The sequence below is a fragment of the Bacillus sp. 01N45 genome, from assembly GCF_056399205.1.
Map to the genome: position 1 here is coordinate 682608 of NZ_JBFTQW010000001.1, position 18058 is coordinate 700665.

The window sequence follows — 18058 nt, forward strand, 5'->3', positions numbered from 1 at the left end:
TACTCACCTCTTACCATTTAGTAAAAGACTAAGTGCCTTTTTAATATACTGATCCGTCGTTAATGATTCTTTTAATAACTCTGGTACAACGCGAGAAACTTCTCGTTCTGCGTATCCAAGTGCGCGCAGAGCTTCCAGCGCCTCATCAAGCTCAACTGATGAACCTTTCTTCTCATCAAAACGTTCTGTGTCTGAGAATAAATCAACAAATGCATCTGGCACGACATCAGCTAGTTTTCCTTTTAAATCTAAAATCATTTGGCGTGCTGTTTTCTTTCCGACGCCCGGGAACTTCACTAAAAACTTCTCGTCTTCGTGTTCAATCGCTTGAACGACCTGTCCTGTTTGACCAGACGCTAAAATTGCAAGAGCGCCTTTTGGTCCAATACCAGACACACCTAACAACTTTGTAAATAATAAACGCTCTTCACGTGTTTTAAACCCGTAAAGTGCCATAATATCTTCTCTCACATAATGATATGTATAGACACGGATTTCTTGCTTATTTCTTTGAAATACATACGGATTTGGTGTGAAAATTTGATAACCAATTCCATTATGGTCAATTACGACATATTCCGGTCCTACATACTCCACGTAACCTGTAACATATTCAAACAAAATACGATCTCTCCCTCTTAAATCATGTATTCCATTTTAACATATTTAATGATAGAAAAGCGAGACTACCCCAACAAATGTTCCCTATTTGAAACTTCTGTTATTTTCCATTGACAGAAAGTATGAAGCACCTTAATATACAGAAGTCGATAATGATTATCAATATTAATTAAAGGGGTTACATCAGGATGAAACAGAAGCTATTTATTTTATTTACTATTATGCTAGTTGTTCTTTCTATCGTTGGCTGTTCTTCTCAAAAAGAAGAATCGAAAGCGAAAGAACAACTGAAAACAAAAGTTGTAAAACACACTAAAGGGGAGGCTACAATTCCAGTAAATCCAAAGAGAATTGTTGACCTGTCTGGATCAACAGAAGAATTATTACTTCTTGGACACAAACCTGTTGGTACAGCAAACACATATAAAGATAAAATCCAAAATCATTTAACAGAAAAATTAGACGGAGTAAAAGCAGTAGGGTGGTACTGGGCACCTAAAGTTGATCTAGAAGCTGTTACTGCATTAAAACCAGACTTAATTATTTTAAATAATCGTCAATTGAAGATCTATGATCAATTAGAAAAGGTTGCACCAACAGTTGTTTTAGAAACAAACTTAGAAGACTGGCGCGGTAAGTTTAAAGAAGTAGGTAAACTATTTGACGAAGAAAAGAAAGCAGACAAATGGATTGCAGACTACGATAAAAAAGCAGACTCTTTATCTAAAAAAATTAAAGAAAAAACAAAAGATGAGAACTTTATGTTCGTCGCAGTTACACCACAAAACTTCCGTGTATACGGTAGCTTCGGATACGGTGACATCATCTTTAATGACTTAAAACTTCCAGCAACAAAAGGTACAGATTTAAAACAAACGATGGCACAAGTATCGTTAGAAGGTCTTGTTGCATTCCAACCTGATCAAATGTTTATTGTAAACTTTGGCGGCGAAGCTGATAAAGTTTACGAAGACTACAAAAACAGTGCCGTTTGGAAAGACAATAAAGCAGTTAAAAACAATCACGTATATGAAGTATCAAATGAACTCTTCAATACGAAAGCTTTCAATCCAATCGGAAAAGATATGCTAATTGATGAAATCGCAAAACAAATTTTAGATAAAAACAAGTAAAAAAAGCAGCTCACCATGAGCTGCTTTTTTTCTTATTTTGCACTGCGTATTGCTTCATTTTTTCAATCGTCTTCACAAAACCTTCTTTTGATTTAATACGAATACCACGCTTCAACTTCGCACGCTCATAGCTCTCAAGCTTTTTCATATCAATTTGAAAGAAGGAATGAATCGCATTATCACTTTTCGGTACACCTTTGAAAATTTGTAATATCCCTTCCTCTGACACACCAAAATAACCGCTCGTCTTTAATAACGGAGAAATATCATCAACTTTCTTTTGTAATACAATTTGTACATCATCACGATCAACGAGCTGCCATTCTTTATACTGCTGTAAAAACTTTTCTAAGTCCGCTACTTTTTCTGTAAAGATTTCCTCACTTACTTCTCCATCAACATACATTCGCTCTAATAAAATTGTAACTTCAGGCTCTTTTTCTGTTACTTCTGGTACTGGCCCTTCCGCCTTCACATTCGTTTCATAAACGAAACAAAACATCATAACGAAAGCTTGCATCGTAATCAGTATCCATTTCATTTCCGTTCACCTCTTTTAGGCAAGATCAAACTTTCATTAGTAGTTTTTCCGGAAATGGAGGTTTTATCCATATAAATGACCATATTACATTTCTCTCGAAAATAAAAAAATGCAGATAAAGTTTTATCTTTATCTGCATTAGCATTTGTTTTTATATAAAATGAAAGACGCCTGCAAAGCAGGCGTCTTGATGCGTTTACGGCGAGAGACCAGGCGACCACATTCGCGTGTTTAGCACTTAAGCATATCTCTCGTCTTACGTAAATTAGCTCATCGCTTTGCTAATATAACATTAATAAAGTATAAGTGCAACATGTTTATAAAAATATTTTATTTCCTCTTTTACTCAAACGAAATTCGTGTAAATTATAAATTGATAAATGCAATATATATGTTACAATTAATATAATAGCGAAATCATAATAAACAGGAGATGGATATTGTGAAAAAAATAAAGGATGAACGTCTCATTCTGAAAACATTAAAAAACATACGTATTGCCTTTCTTTTTCAATCGCTTGGTATAATTGGCATTTTAGGATATATCGGATTCACTGAAGGAATGGATCAAGCTACGAAATCTCCATTATGGTTATTATTTATCCTTACAAGTATCGTACTTAGTTATTTACAGTTAAGCGTTTCTATCGATGTAGAAGAAGGCGAAAAGGATATAAAGTTAACTCCTTATTACAAAATTATTGTACGCTCTCTTATTGCAGGAACTATTATAGCCATTATTTATATCATTTTCAGTCCAGAAAGACCTCTCTTTGAGGCTATTCTAACAGGTAGTATTTTCTTTATATGCTTTTTAATTTCTTATTCCATTAGTTATTTCATTAAAAAACGTCGTTTACACGACAACGATGAATAAAGAGGAAGGGCTACCCCTTCCTCTTTTGTTTCGCTATCGCATAGTACCAGTTAAACCGTAACGAATGTCTCGGAACATATTCCCTATATCACGATTAAAATCGTTTGTAACTGTACCATTACGTAGGCGTGTACTCATTGCATCGACACGAGTAAACATATCATTTCTTACAGAAACATATACGTTTCTGTTTCCAACTTCATTTGAAACCGCTTGACGAATTTCGTTCGCCATCGCCGTTTCATTTGTCACTGTATTACGTGGTTTTACTGCAATCGCTACATCGTTTCCATATACAACTGTAGACACGCGGTCTACGTTATTCATACGTTTCACACGATTCGTTATTCTTTCAGCTGTTTTACCATCATTGTTAATGTATGAATTGTTCATTGTAATATTACGAGTTGGATGCGGATTAGCAATTTGTCCGTTGTAATTTACATCGCGGTAATAATTGTTATATCCTGTATCGTTACGACCATTTCTATATGTTACATAATCTGTATAGCGATCATTACGCGCTACATTATCACGATACTGGTGTGTATCATTATAAGATGTATGCTTATAGTTGTAGTTACGTCCATCCATTGCATTGTTATCTTTTGGTGTACCACATGCAGCTAATGCACTGGTAACTAACAAAGAAGCAGCAATCACTTTTACTTTCGTATTCAATACAAAAACCCCCTCTGTTAGAATGAACTTCTCTTCTGAAAAGCTCCCTCTTATGATGAGTAACAGAGAAGGTTTTTACACTGTTAATATTTCACTGGGGATTTTCTAACATTTGATGTAAATCTTCCATTTTCAGAACGACTCTACATACAAAAAAGGCGGGAATAATCCCGCCTTTTTTAAACTTCCTCTTCGTCCTCTTCTTCTGAAACCGGCTCCCCAAATACATTTGGTGGATCTGGTTGATAATACATCGTTCCTGGCTGTGGCGCATATGCCGATTGAGTTGGTTGATAATATAAAGGATTCGCGTATTGTGGTCCTCCAGGTTGCGGACTATATAGCCTACTCTCTCCTCCGCATCCACAATCTTCCTCTCCTTGCACGAGCGGTGGCATATTATTATCCATTGGCATCATATTTAGATTTGGCATAGACGTATATTGCGGTCCAAACGGTGCCCCTTGCTGATATGGCATTTGATATGGATTTTGTTGTTGATAATACGGATTTGGCGGCATCATAGGCTGTTGGTATGGTATTTGATATGGCATCATATTCGGTGGTTGATTATTATCCATTATCGGCATCATATTCGGCATTTGATTGTTATCCATGATTGGCATCATATTTGGCATTTGATTGTTATCCATGATTGGCATCATGTTTGGCATTTGATTGTTATCCATGATTGGCATCATATTTGGCATTTGATTGTTATCCATGATTGGCATCATATTTGGCATTTGATTGTTATCCATGATTGGCATCATATTTGGCATTTGATTGTTATCCATTATCGGCATCATATTTGGCATTTGATTGTTATCCATTATCGGCATCATATTCGGCATTTGATTATTATCCATGATTGGCATCATATTTGGCATTTGGTTGTTATCCATGATTGGCATCATATTCGGCATTTGATTGTTATCCATGATCGGCATGATGTTTGGTATTGGGTTATTATCCATGATTGGCATTATATTTGGTGGTTGATTATTATCCAACATTGGCATGATGTTTGGCATTTGAATATTTGGCGGTATTACTTGTGGAATAACTACATTCTCTTTCGTTACATTTGGTGACACGATATTCCCTACATTTTCTTTCTTCACTTGCGGTGACACGATATTTCCTACATTTTCTTTCTTTACTTGCGGTGACACGATATTTCCTACATTTTCTTTCTTTACTTGCGGTGACACGATATTTCCTATATTTTCTTTCTTTACTTGCGGTGACACGATATTTCCTATGTTTTCTTTCTTTACTTGCGGTGACACGATATTTCCTATGTTTTCTTTCTTTACTTGTGGTGACACGATATTTCCTACATTTTCTTTCTTTACTTGCGGTGACACGATATTATCTTTTTTCGTTTGCGGAGAAATGATGTTATTAGGTTTCATTTTAGTAATTTGAGGAGCAATTAACTCACTTCCTTTTTTAATTACATCTGAAATTTTATATTCTTTTTTTGCTTTTATTGGTGGTTGCGGCGGCTGTGGTAATACATTTACCGAAAACTTTGTGTTTTCTTTTTCTGCTGGTTTTTGTTTTTCTATAACAGTTGGTTTTTGAATAACAGACGGTTTTTCAACTGGTTTTTCTATTTGAATTGGCTTTTCTTTTTGCACCTCTTTTTGTGGCTTTACCTGCACTTCTTTTTGCGGTTTCACTTGCATTTCCTTCTGTGGTTTTACCTGTACCTCTTTTTGTGGTTTCACTTGCATTTCCTTCTGTGGTTTTACCTGTACCTCTTTTTGTGGTTTCACTTGCATTTCCTTCTGTGGTTTTACTTGCACTTCTTTTTGTGTTTGTTGCATAGCAGGTTGCTGTGTAATCGGCGCTGATTGATACGTAACTTCTTCCTCATCCTCTATTCCAAGCGGAGTTGGCGTTGCTGCAAATTCTTTTTGTTGTACTTCTTTTACGTATTGTTTTGGAGGTGATGAACCTGCTCCAGCATGTTGTTTCACGTGAACGCTGTTTGATGGTACTTTAATTTTCATACCTGGCATGATTAAATCTGGATTACTAAGTTGTGTATTTGTATTTTTCAACGTATCAAAATCTACTCCGTACTTTTTCGCAATTTTCCAAAGGGTATCCCCTTTTTGCACGATATGAATTTTCAAATTTTCCCCCTCCTGTATAACTTATCTATAAGTAACAAATCTCATGAAGTAACCCTTTCTAAATAACGCTAACTTCTTTTCACTTGTATCACTTCTTCGATTTTCAATATCATTAGAAGTGGAATAAGCATAAGAAAATCACAATGATTTCTTCAAAACAATGTATGCCCATTTTGTTCTTGTTATGATTATATGCATGAAAAAAAGCAACAGAAATACCGTTGCTTTACACACGCTCTAACATACGATTTAATGCAAGAACCGCTTCTTCAGTCACTTGTTTATCTACGCTAATAACGTTAATTTCTTCTCCTCTTTCTACCGTTTCAAGCACCCATAATAAGTGCGGCAGATCAATTCGATTCATCGTTAAACACGGACACATAAATGGATTAAGTGAAACAATCTCTTTATCTGGATGTTGCTGAATAATTCGGTTCACTAAATTCATCTCTGTACCAATTGCCCATTTACTTCCAGGTGGCGCTGCTTCAATCATATCAATAATATATTTCGTTGATCCTGCGTAATCCGAAGCATCAACGACCTCATAGCAACATTCTGGATGTACAATAATATTCATATCCGGATGATTTTTCCGTACGTTCTCAATGTTTTTCACTGTAAAGTTTTGATGAACCGAACAATGCCCTTTCCATAAAATCACTTGAATTTCTTCTATATCTCCATCGTACTCTAATGAATCTGTATGTGGGTCCCATACTGCCATTTTATCTAATGGGATACCTAAATCGTAAGCTGTATTTCTTCCTAAATGTTGATCCGGTAAAAAGACAAGACGCTCTTTTTGTGTAAACGCCCAAGACACCATTTGTTTTGCATTAGAAGAAGTTACTGTTGCTCCGCCATTACGACCACAAAACGCTTTAATTGCAGCTGTAGAGTTAACATATGTTAACGGAATCATCGTATCTCCAAATAATTTTGCGAGCTCTTTCCATGCCCTTTCTGTTTGTTCAATATCTGCCATATCTGCCATCGAACAACCTGCACGCATATCTGGCAAAATAACGATTTGATCATCTGTCGTTAACATATCTGCTGTTTCTGCCATAAAGTGTACACCGCAAAATACAATATATTTCGCTTCTTTATTGCTCGCTGCAACTTGTGCAAGCTGAAGTGAATCTCCTGCTGCATCAGAAAATTGTACCACTTCATCTTTTTGGTAATGATGTCCTGGAATAAATAGTGTTTTCCCCATTTTTTCTTTAATTTCACGAACACGCTTTTCCATTTCTTCTGTTGTCATCGTGTAATAACGCTCTGGTAACATCGTTTCAATCGGTTGCACTTTTTCTAAAATACTCATATTCCTTTCTCCCCCTCTAAGCCACTTTCCTTACGCCTCAATATTGAAACTAATATCAAGTGCTTTCACTGAATGTGTTAACGCTCCAAGTGAAATATAATCGACCCCTGTTTTTCCATATTTCGATAAATCTTCAATTGTAATGCCTCCTGATGCTTCCGTAACGATGGCACTTGGTACAATCTTTGAAAACTCCCGGATCTCATCTGGCGTACGGTTATCAAACATAATAATATCTGCACCAGCAGCTACAGCCTCTCTCACTTGCTCCTCCGTTTCTGTTTCCACTTCTACTTTCACCATATGTCCTAATTTTTCTTTCACCGATGTAACAGCTTTCGTAATAGAACCAGCAAAAGTAATATGATTGTCTTTAATCATGACACCGTCATATAAACCGAAACGGTGATTAAATCCGCCTCCGCACACGACTGCATACTTATCAAACATGCGTAGCCCTGGCATCGTTTTTCGCGTATCGCAAATACGTGTATGGCCGCTATCTAAAGCAAGAACAGCTTTATGTGTCATCGTAGCTATCCCGCTCATACGCTGGATAACGTTTAATATAACGCGCTCTGCCGTCAATAACGAAGCAATTGGTCCTTGCGCAGTTGCTATTATTTCGCCCTTTTCTACAAGATCTCCATCTTTTTTATGAAGCTCCACTTCAATTTTTTCATCAATTAATTTAAATCCTTCTTCAATTACTAAACGCCCCGCAAAGACACCTGTATCCTTCGCAAGAAACGTTCCTTTTGAAAGTAAATTGTCTGGAAAAATAAGCTGAGATGTTACATCTCTTTCTCCTATATCTTCTAGAAAAAATCGATTTAATGCTTCTTTCACTTTTATCGTGTTCATAGAGCCCCTCTTCCCTTCATCACACAAGTTGTAGTTTTCTTTTCACTCGAACGATCTCTTTTTTTACGCTATTTCTATCTGGATAGTCACTTCGATAATGGCCACCAATACTTTCTTCTCTTTGCAAAGCTGACACGACTATAAGCTCACAGGCTGTTAACATATTAATAAGCGTTATCTCTTCATTTGTAAGAGCATCATGTTGTAATATCATATTTCGAACACCGTACTTACTAAGCCATCTCTTTGCATAAGATAAACTTTTCTCTGTTCGCACAATCCCAACATATTTCATCATGCATTCTTGTATTTCTTCTTTCGCCGGCAAATGATTCAGAACGATAAACTTCTTTTCCTTCCCAGCCACGTTGTTCCAGCTTTCTTTTGTCGCTTTCGTTAAAATATGTTGTCCTATTCTTTTTCCAAACACAAGACCTTCTAATAATGAATTACTTGCTAATCTATTTGCTCCATGAACACCATTACAAGCTACTTCACCGACCGCATATAAATTTGGAATGGACGTCTCCCCATCACAGTTCGTTTTCACGCCGCCCATATGAAAATGAGCACCGGGTACGACTGGAATGCGTTTTTCATTTATATCGACACCATTCTTTTCACACAATGATGATACAGTCGGAAAACGTCCTTCGAAATTTTGAATAGACTCGATATTCAAATACACTTGTTCACCCGCCAAAAGCTGCTCATGAATCGCTCTTGCTACTACATCACGTGGTGCGAGATCGTGATCAGGGTGTATATTCATCATAAAACGCTGCCCTTTTCCATTCATAAGGACAGCTCCTTCACCACGGACAGCTTCAGAGACGAGGCCGCAGCATCGCCCGTTCGCGTATAACATTGTTGGATGAAACTGTACAAACTCTAAATCTACGAGCTCCCCGCCTGCGCGGTACACCATCGCAAGTCCATCACCCGTAATTGTCTTATCGTTAGAAGTAAAGGCGTATAAACCGCCAATCCCACCTGTTGCTAACACCGTATAATCTGCAACGTAACGCTTCAACTTCCCTTCACTAGTTCTTGTTAAAACTCCAACACATTTATCATTTTCTATAATAAAATCGAGCACCATTTCCTGTTCCACTACCGTAACGTGCGGAGCTACTTCTTGAATGAAATGCTCTAATAAATTCTTTCCTGTTGCATCGCCACCTGCATGTAAAATACGACGCTTTCGATGTGCGCCTTCTTTTCCAAGATGAGGACCCGTTTCATCTCCATCAAATTTCATTCCATTTTCAATGAGATTATTCATTTCTTTCGGTCCTTCCTCGACTAAATAACGGACCACATCTTCATTGTTATAATGACATCCTGCTACTAACGTATCTTCAAAATGATCATTTGGATTGTCATATGTTGCAACTGCTGCGGCAATTCCACCTTGCGCTAAATATGTATTATTATTACGATTTGTTTCCTTTGTGATAATAATCACATTCTTTTCGTGACAAATCTCTTTCGCAACACGAAGTGCCGCAACGCCACTTCCAATAATTAAGACATCTGCACTTGGCATAATTGTTGCCTCCTACTTTACACTTTTCAACTGTCTTGACACCTATATTTACATAGTTTTAAAATAATGACAAGAGTTTTTTTATAATTCTTATTTTCAATACCATTTAAAAAATACAAGAAATGTAACTCTTACTAGGGAGAGGAACTTACATGATGATATATCTTGACTATGCAGCTACTACACCTATGAGTGAAGAAGCATTACACACATATATGAAAGCAGCATCGCAATACTTCGGAAATGAACAAAGTTTACATGATATTGGAGGAACAGCCTCTTCTTTATTACAAGTTTGCCGAAAAACATTTGCTGAAATGATTGGCGGAAAGGAACAAGGGGTATTCTTCACAAGCGGCGGCTCGGAATCCAACTACCTTGCGATTCAATCCCTTCTCAATGCTCGAAATAAAAAGCACATTATTACGACACCTATGGAACATGCATCCATTCGAAGTTATTTTCAATCCTTACAATCAGAAGGGTATACAATTACTGAAATTCCTGTTGATGAAGGTGGGCTAATTCATTTAGATGATTTAGAAACAGCCATTACAGAAAATACTGTTCTAGCAAGCATACAACATGGAAACTCTGAAATTGGAACCGTTCAAAACATCACAGAGATCGGGGCACTTTTAAAAAAATATAACGTTTTATTTCATTCAGATTGTGTACAAACATTTGGTAAACTTCCTATCAATGTTTTTGAGATGGGAATTGATAGTCTCTCTGTTTCAGCACATAAAATATACGGACCAAAGGGTGTTGGCGCTTGCTATATAAATCCCCAAGTTCGCTGGGCACAAATATTTCCGGGAACTTCTCATGAAAAAGGATTTCGCCCAGGTACAGTAAACGTTCCTGGCATCGCATCTTTTTTAACAGCTGCTGAGAATATATTAAAAAATCAACAAGAAGAGAGCTTACGTTTTAAAGAGTTACGATCCTACTTTTTAAGACATTTACAAGCGCTTCCTCTAGAAATTCAAGTAGAAGGTCATTCTACTTCTTGTTTACCACATATTGTTGGGGTTACAATAAAAGGAATAGAAGGTCAATATACAATGCTAGAATGTAATCGCCATGGTATTGCCATTTCCACTGGAAGTGCTTGCCAAGTCGGTAAACAAGAACCTTCGAAAACAATGCTTGCAATTGGAAAAACGTATGAAGAGGCAAAACAATATGTTCGCTTCTCTTTCGGACAACAAACAACGAAAGATCAAATTGATACTACTATTCATGCACTACACACAATTGGAAATCAATTTTATAGAGGTGTTAAATCATAATGAAACAAAATGAACAAAAAAAGATTTTAGGTGAAGAAAGACGACAACTTATCCTTCAGTGGCTTCTCGCTGCAAATGAACCGTTATCTGGGAATGAACTATCGAAAAAGACAAATGTAAGTAGACAAGTTATCGTGCAAGATATTTCCTTGCTTAAAGCACGAAACGAACCAATTATTGCGACTGCTCAAGGGTATTTATATTTAAAACCACAAGAGAAACAACAAGCTTTCGAACGCGTAATTGTATGCCAACATAAACCAGCGGAAGTACGTCAAGAACTTACAATGCTTGTTGACCACGGCGTTACGATTAAAGATGTAAAAGTTGAGCATCCTGTATACGGTGACTTAACAGCGTCCATCATGGTAAGTAATCGCTTTGATGTAGAGCAATATTTACAAAAAATTGAAAACACGAATGCTTCCTATCTTTCGCAACTAACAGATGGTATTCACTTACATACAATTGAGGCAGATTCAAAAGAGAAATTAGACGCTGCTTGCGAGGCACTAGATAAAGCAGGATTTCTCGTTTATTAATTCATGTAAAGCACAGAGTTTTTATCATTCTCTGTGCTTTTTTAGTGATATAATATTGTAATCAATTGTAAAGGGGATCAAACATGGGAATTGAACTCGTTCACTTTAGCATTGGCAAACCAAAACAAATGAAATATAGCGAAGATAAAGAAATGATTACTGGTATATGTAAAGAACTTGCAGAAGAAGCTTTTCTCTCAAAAGATGGATTTCGTGGTGATGATGTAGCGGATTTAAAACACCACGGGGGACCTGACCGCGCAGTTTGTGTGTACCCACACGAACATTACGCACTATGGGAAGAAGAATTTCAAACTACGCTTCCAGCTTCCACATTTGGCGAAAACATTACCGTAACAAATATGTTAGAGCGTGATGTTTGCATCGGAGATACATATCAACTAGGTGAAGCAATCATTCAAGTGACACAAGCGAGAGTACCTTGTAGCACAATTTCAAAACGCCTTGGTATTCCTGGCATACTGCCGCGCATTGTAGCAACTGGATTTACTGGTTATCTATGTCGCGTTCTTCAAGAAGGTACTGTACGTAAAGATTCTAAAATTACATTACTAGAACGTCAACCGCGCAATGTTTCTGTTTTGTTCTCTAACGAAATTTATTTTCATAATAGAAAAGATAAAGATGGCATCGAAAAGATTCTTGCTGTTCCAGAACTAGCCGATATTTGGCGTGGGCAGTTAGAGGATCGTCTTGCGAAGTTAAAATAAATAGAATCCCACCATTTATAGGTGGGATTCTATTTATCTATCACAAAATGTATTATCCGATGAAATTATACCAGCAATTAGAAGGGAAATGTCGACAGTTCATCCACCTCTCTTACAACCAATAAGAACAATAACTCCCCAGCACAGTAACAGAAAAACCGAGCGCTTCAAGTTCCATCGTTACGCCTGGCAATAATACATCATCATATGCTTTATCGACATCAATTAAGAAAAAGTAATTTCCTAGTCCTGTTTTCATCGGACGCGATTCGATTTTTGATAGATTTAATTTTCTCCATGCGAAAGCTGATAACACTTGATATAGTGCCCCTGCATAATCAGCAGGTAACGTTATCATAAGCGTCGTTTTCTCTCCGCGGTTTTCTCCGTTATTTGGGAGTATGGCTTTCTTTTTCTTATGGAGCACTAGGAAGCGTGTATGATTGTTTTTGTGCGTATGAATATCACGCCTTACAATTGTTAAACTGTATTTTTCTGCGGCCGCTTCATTTGCAATGGCAGCGATTTTTTCTTCAGGATGTTCTTTCACATATTGCGCAGCTGCACTTGTTGATGTCATATCTCGGACGGTTACCCCTTTTAATTCTTCATTTAAAAACTTATGACATTGTGCAATAGCGTGTGGATGAGAGTGCACTGCATATACTTCTTCCCAAACTTCTGCATACTGCGGATGTACAAGTAAATGTTGCTGAATTGGTACTGTAATTTCTCCTACAATAGAAAGTGGTTGTTCATGTACGAGGTAATCAACTGTTATATTCACTGAACCTTCTATCGCATTTTCTAGTGGTACCACTGCATAATCTACATTTCCATTTGCAGCTGCATCCATACAATCTGGAATCGTTCGATACGGTACATGCTCTGCTTCCGGAAAAAAACGACTCACCGCCATATTTGTAAATGTTGCTTCTGGTCCTAAATATCCTACTCGAATCATCGTCTTTTCCCCTCTTTTTCGTTTTCTTACTGTTATACCATACTTTTTTATATTCTTCTATGTAAATTTCGAATATTAAAAAAAGACTAGCATTCGCTAGTCTAAATGTTTCCTATATTCTCTTTGAGCGAAAAAGAAATACATGATGCATGCAGCGATATAATACAGAATAAACAAACCTACTTTTCTTAATGAACCATCCATAAAAAGCGTATTATGAAACGTATATAACGCAACTGCACTATGCATACTCCCAACTAGAATTGGCGCAAAAAATAACATACATAATTGCCAACGAGAAATTTTCCACACTTCTTCCTTCGTCATTCCAAGCTTAGCAAGTGCCCCGTACTGCTTTCGATCAGATGCAATATTATGAAACCATTTAAAATATACGATACTACATGAAGTAAGAAAGAATAATATACTAATGAATGATCCTATAAATAGAGTAATATCACCGAACGATTTCATATTCACATATAACTCCATATTACTTCGAAATGCATTATCTTTATCTTGTTTCATATGTTTCCGTAAATCTTCATTTAATTCTTTCGTATTTTCGATATTTGGTAATGTATAGCCTCTATATATCATTTTTTCAGAATCAGGAACCTTATTTGCTATACTGTCAAAGTCTTCATCATGCATGACGAAGAACAGACCATTAATGTGCAAAGGATGATGGTTAAATTGAACCCCTTCTTTCTGACCGTTAAATACGAATTGATATGGTTGATTCGTTACTTGCAATTGAATCTCTTTTTGATTATATACATTCGAATTATTGTATTTATTATAATAAACGAGTGTAACTGTTCCTTTTTTAGGATGATACGTTTTCTGTTTTTGTTTTCTTGCCTCTTGATTGTATTCACTTTCTTTAATGAGCGGCGCTACTTCTGTTTCTTCCTTATTGGACTGAAAAGATGCATACACTCCAACAAAACTCATAGATTGAAAGTTATCATACCCATATTGGTGCAATAATTGTTCAACCGTTCCTTCCGCAAAGACTTCGTGAGAAGAAGTACCTTTTTCTATGTAAGAAAATGAGTGCACGCCCCCGTCCCTCCACATATCTTGCATACCAGAAAAATATAAGAACACCGTACCTGTTGCCGTAACTACAAACGTCGTTGCCATTGACATTAGAAAGAAAAAACGACCATTTTCCTTCATTCGATGTGACAATTGATTCACTATAAATAAATACGGATATGTATACATAATCTTTTTATTTCGTTTTATTATTTCTAATATTTGAGCAGTGCCGTGTGTAAAAGAAAAATACGTTCCGAAAAAGACAAGTATAGACACAGGAAAAAAATAGAATGCTATCGTTGGTATAGTCGCTTGTAACGCTAACGCATATCCTATACCTAAGCAAATAAATCCGAATATACAAAGCCGCATTGATGTTTTCTTCTCTTTTCTATCCTTGCGAAATTCTTTTAATAACCGAATGATTTTTATATTCCATATACGCAAAGCACTTATAAAAGATAAGACAACAAATACGACCATATATACAATAAACGTTCCCCCGATTGCTCTCACGTCAAATATGACAGGGAGTTCTTTCGGAAGCCCCAGTAACATACTAAACACCATGAAGAAGAGCTTTAAAAAGATCATACCAAGCCCAATACCGAAAATATTAGCAAATACCCCGATCAATATTTGCTCGGTCATAATTACTCCTATTACGTTAGATTTCGTTGCTCCCATTAACATGTATAATCCTAATTCTTTCTTACGTGCCTCTATGAAAATAGAAGTAGAGTACAAAATAAATATGACAAAAAAAGAAATAATTATAACATTACATATGATAAGTCCCCAGCGTACGTTTTGATACCACATCGTCTCTTGCATATACGGATGTACAATGACAGACATGTATGCAAAAGACGCGAATATTGCAAAGCAACTACTTAAGAAAAACACTTTATAATTACGCCAATTTCCTTTTATATTTTGTAGCGCTAGTTGCCGAATGTTCATCTATCGTCCCCCTATAACTTACTACATAGGCAAAAAGCTAGAGGTTTCTCTAGCTTTGCACGTGTTTCAAATATCCTCTTTGTGCAATCATAAAGTAAATCGCAGAAGCTACAACGTACGTCCCAATTACAATCGCTCCTGATTTCCACAAATCGATATAAAGCATTTTCCCTAACGTATGAAGAGCAAATCCACTATGAATTGCACCGATTAAAATTGGGATAAAGAAGATAACGCCCATTTGTCGAATTGCAATTTTGCGAATTTCTTTATCTGTCATACCTATTCTCTTTAACGATTTAAATTGAATACGATCTTGTTCTTTATCGTTAAACCATTTAAAGTATGTCATACTACAAGCGAAGAAAAAGAACAGCACAGCTACGAAGAAACCGATAAACATCGTAATTGCTCCTGATTCCCTTATATCTTTATAAGCAAGCACTGAGTTGTTTAGTTCCATTTGCTTATCTGGTGCAATTTCATTTTTCAAATCTAACACAAGGTCTTCCGTACTTTTCCAGTCTTCTATATAATAACCGTAATATTTCGTCTTTTCTTCATCCTGTACAAGCTTTGCGTATTTCTCAAAATCTTGATCATTCACAATGAGATATTCACTATCATTAAAAACAGAAAATGGAGTTGGCTCATTTAATTGAACAGACTGCGTTTGGCCGTTCATTTTAAATTCATACGGTTTTGAACGATCTATCTTCATCATGTCGTTCGCTATATCCATTATGACCATCGTTGCACTACCTGGTGCATTATGAACTTCTCTAACTTGCTCTCTCTTTTGTTTACGTACTTCAGCGTTATATTCTTTTTCTGAAACAATCGCCATTGGCACTTCATGTTCACCGTTAAACATCGTGATTTTTTGACTTCCAGGAAGTTTTACGTACGTTACTTCTCGTGCATCTTCAAATCCGTGTTTTTTTATTAATTCTTTTGTTTTCCCTTCTTTTATGACATTATGCGTATTTATTCCCTTTTCCTCATACGAAATAGCATGCGGGGTACTAGTTGCTGCCTTATAACTCATATCCTCAAAAAATACGTACAGTGTACCAACTGCTGAAGATACAACCGCCGTAATAATAGAAATTACAAATAGAAAACGAGCGTTATCTTTCATTTTATAAATAAGATTGCTAAGTACGAACATATTTGGGTATGTATAAAAAGATTTTTTTCTTTTTTGCAATGCTTTTAATACGACTGTACTACCTTGTGTAAACAGTAAATAAGTTCCGCCTATCGTCAGCCCTACAATCGGTAAAAACAGAATGATAAAATTCATAAATGTCACTTGGAAGCTAAGTACATATGCAACAATAATACATCCTATACCAACTACACATAACGATGTAAATGCAAAAGGTTCTACTTTTTGTTTTCTTGCTTCTCTTAATAAATCAATAATTTGCAAGCGTCCTACTGTCCAAACACTAAACAATGATAGGATTAAAAATAGAATAAAGTATACACCTGCTGTCATAAGAATTGCTTTACTATTCCATACGAGTGGAAGTGTTTTATCTATTTTCAATATTACGCTTAATGCTTGGAAAAATAATTTCGAACAAAGCATACCAAGCCCAATACCTACTACAATTGCAATACTACCTAACATAAGCTGTTCTAATATAATCATTCGGCCAAGTTGAGATTTTGTTCCACCTATTAATGTTAATAGACCAAACTCTTTTTTTCTTGCTCGTAAAAATGTTGAATTTGCATATAAAATAAAGAGTGCTGAGAAGATGACTACAATATAATTCATCGATTCTAGCCCTTTTGAAATCATCTCTCTCATAATAATATTACCACTTACGACATCTGGATGATAAATAAAGGAAGCATACATGAAAAATACGACAATCGATAAACAGCTACTAATAAGGAAAGCTTTATAATTACGCCAATTTCCTTTTACGTTATTAAGCGCGAGCTGGCGAAAGTTCATGATATTCTCCTCCTAGCATCGCAAGTACGTCCAGAATTTCTTGGAAAAAGGCTTGTTTCGTTCTTCCTTTATGTATTTCTGAGAAAATTTCTCCGTCGCGAATGAAAAGAATACGTTCGCAATAACTCGCTGCTACTGGATCATGCGTTACCATTGCAATTGTCACTTTCTTTTGTTCATGTAAATCTTGCAATGCACTCATTAATGATTTTGCTGACTTCGAATCTAAGTTTCCAGTTGGCTCATCCGCTAAAATTAGCGTAGGTTCATGAATGATCGCTCTCGCTGCTGCTGCACGTTGTTGTTGTCCGCCTGACACTTCATATACTTTTTTATTTAAAATTTCTTCGATGTTTAAAAACTTTGCAATCTCAAGCACTTTCGCATCGATTTCATTTACAGATTTCTTCGCCATTACAAGTGGTAAAATGATATTTTCTTTAATCGATAACGTATCAAGTAAGTTAAAATCCTGGAAGATGAATCCTAAATGTGTACGACGAAACTCCGCTAATTTTGCAGCACGCATTTGATTAATTTCTTCACCATTTACAAGCACATGACCTGAAGTTTGCTTATCAATTGTTGCTAATAAGTTTAAAAGCGTTGTTTTCCCGCTCCCTGAAGGCCCCATAATTCCTACAAATTCGCCTTCTTCTATTTTAAAATTTATATCGTTTAAAGCAGTCGTCGCTACTGAACCTTTTGATTGGTACACTTTTGTTAATCCTTTTACTTCAAGAACACTCATTTCTAGTCCCCCTATGTGTTTTCTTCTTACACTTACTATAAGAAAAA

15 protein-coding genes and 1 pseudogene are annotated in these 18058 nt (G+C 36.2%); 5 read left to right on the forward strand and 11 right to left on the reverse strand.

Features of this window, described 5'->3' with window-relative positions:
• Nucleotides 1-3 precede the first annotated feature (3 nt).
• On the reverse strand, nucleotides 4-621 hold the full coding sequence (ruvA, locus tag AC1DMU_RS03605) for a Holliday junction DNA helicase RuvA (protein WP_088064464.1): 618 nt from the start codon (nucleotides 619-621) through the stop codon (nucleotides 4-6).
• Nucleotides 622-809: 188 nt separating this feature from the next.
• Here ruvA and AC1DMU_RS03610 point away from each other — a divergent pair, with 188 nt between their 5' ends.
• Entirely contained in the window at nucleotides 810-1754 is a 945-nt protein-coding gene (locus AC1DMU_RS03610; protein ID WP_088064465.1) for an iron-hydroxamate ABC transporter substrate-binding protein, read from the forward strand.
• Nucleotides 1755-1764: 10 nt separating this feature from the next.
• Here the strand turns inward: AC1DMU_RS03610 and AC1DMU_RS03615 are convergent, their stop codons facing one another.
• Nucleotides 1765-2295 (reverse strand): BofC C-terminal domain-containing protein, encoded by a 531-nt coding sequence (locus AC1DMU_RS03615; protein ID WP_087985316.1) that lies wholly within the window; start codon nucleotides 2293-2295, stop codon nucleotides 1765-1767.
• A gap of 433 nt (nucleotides 2296-2728) precedes the next feature.
• Here AC1DMU_RS03615 and AC1DMU_RS03620 point away from each other — a divergent pair, with 433 nt between their 5' ends.
• Complete coding sequence (locus AC1DMU_RS03620; protein WP_088064466.1) at nucleotides 2729-3172, forward strand: branched-chain amino acid ABC transporter substrate-binding protein; 444 nt, start codon at nucleotides 2729-2731, stop codon at nucleotides 3170-3172.
• Nucleotides 3173-3205: 33 nt separating this feature from the next.
• Here the strand turns inward: AC1DMU_RS03620 and AC1DMU_RS03625 are convergent, their stop codons facing one another.
• The 5 genes and pseudogenes from AC1DMU_RS03625 to nadB form a co-directional block, all read right to left on the reverse strand.
• A complete protein-coding gene (locus tag AC1DMU_RS03625; protein ID WP_001093539.1) occupies nucleotides 3206-3853 on the reverse strand; it encodes a YhcN/YlaJ family sporulation lipoprotein in 648 nt (215 codons plus the stop codon).
• 1990 nt (nucleotides 3854-5843) lie between these two features.
• Nucleotides 5844-6000, reverse strand: a pseudogene (gene safA, locus AC1DMU_RS03630) (SafA/ExsA family spore coat assembly protein); the annotation flags it as partial.
• A gap of 226 nt (nucleotides 6001-6226) precedes the next feature.
• Nucleotides 6227-7333, reverse strand: a complete 1107-nt coding sequence (nadA, locus tag AC1DMU_RS03635) for a quinolinate synthase NadA (protein WP_088064468.1) — start codon at nucleotides 7331-7333, stop codon at nucleotides 6227-6229.
• A gap of 30 nt (nucleotides 7334-7363) precedes the next feature.
• The gene (nadC, locus tag AC1DMU_RS03640) at nucleotides 7364-8197 is read right to left on the reverse strand and encodes a carboxylating nicotinate-nucleotide diphosphorylase (protein ID WP_088064469.1); all 834 of its coding nucleotides are present in this window, start codon (nucleotides 8195-8197) and stop codon (nucleotides 7364-7366) included.
• A 19-nt stretch (nucleotides 8198-8216) separates the two neighbouring features.
• Nucleotides 8217-9746: an L-aspartate oxidase gene (nadB, locus tag AC1DMU_RS03645; protein ID WP_088064470.1), complete on the reverse strand. Its 1530-nt coding sequence runs from the start codon at nucleotides 9744-9746 to the stop codon at nucleotides 8217-8219.
• 152 nt (nucleotides 9747-9898) lie between these two features.
• On the opposite strand from nadB, the gene AC1DMU_RS03650 reads away from it, so the two are divergent.
• From AC1DMU_RS03650 to AC1DMU_RS03660, 3 genes are all read left to right on the forward strand, one after another.
• The gene (locus AC1DMU_RS03650) at nucleotides 9899-11041 is read left to right on the forward strand and encodes an IscS subfamily cysteine desulfurase (RefSeq protein WP_088064471.1); all 1143 of its coding nucleotides are present in this window, start codon (nucleotides 9899-9901) and stop codon (nucleotides 11039-11041) included.
• A complete protein-coding gene (locus tag AC1DMU_RS03655) occupies nucleotides 11041-11583 on the forward strand; it encodes a transcription repressor NadR (RefSeq protein ID WP_000812272.1) in 543 nt (180 codons plus the stop codon). Before AC1DMU_RS03650 ends, AC1DMU_RS03655 begins: the two co-directional genes overlap by 1 nt.
• Nucleotides 11584-11666: 83 nt before the next feature.
• Nucleotides 11667-12314 carry an MOSC domain-containing protein gene (locus AC1DMU_RS03660; RefSeq protein ID WP_048541383.1) on the forward strand — a complete coding sequence of 216 codons (648 nt, stop codon included), beginning with the start codon at nucleotides 11667-11669 and terminating at the stop codon, nucleotides 12312-12314.
• Nucleotides 12315-12426: 112 nt separating this feature from the next.
• Here the strand turns inward: AC1DMU_RS03660 and pheA are convergent, their stop codons facing one another.
• The 4 genes from pheA to AC1DMU_RS03680 all read right to left on the reverse strand — a co-directional run bounded on the left by pheA (nucleotide 12427) and on the right by AC1DMU_RS03680 (nucleotide 18011).
• Nucleotides 12427-13278 carry a prephenate dehydratase gene (pheA, locus tag AC1DMU_RS03665; RefSeq protein ID WP_088064472.1) on the reverse strand — a complete coding sequence of 284 codons (852 nt, stop codon included), beginning with the start codon at nucleotides 13276-13278 and terminating at the stop codon, nucleotides 12427-12429.
• Nucleotides 13279-13374: 96 nt separating this feature from the next.
• Entirely contained in the window at nucleotides 13375-15288 is a 1914-nt protein-coding gene (locus AC1DMU_RS03670; protein ID WP_088064473.1) for an ABC transporter permease, read from the reverse strand.
• A gap of 49 nt (nucleotides 15289-15337) precedes the next feature.
• On the reverse strand, nucleotides 15338-17260 hold the full coding sequence (locus tag AC1DMU_RS03675) for an ABC transporter permease (protein ID WP_088064474.1): 1923 nt from the start codon (nucleotides 17258-17260) through the stop codon (nucleotides 15338-15340).
• A complete protein-coding gene (locus AC1DMU_RS03680; protein ID WP_000114530.1) occupies nucleotides 17235-18011 on the reverse strand; it encodes an ABC transporter ATP-binding protein in 777 nt (258 codons plus the stop codon). Before AC1DMU_RS03680 ends, AC1DMU_RS03675 begins: the two co-directional genes overlap by 26 nt.
• Between the last annotated feature and the right edge of the window lie 47 nt (nucleotides 18012-18058).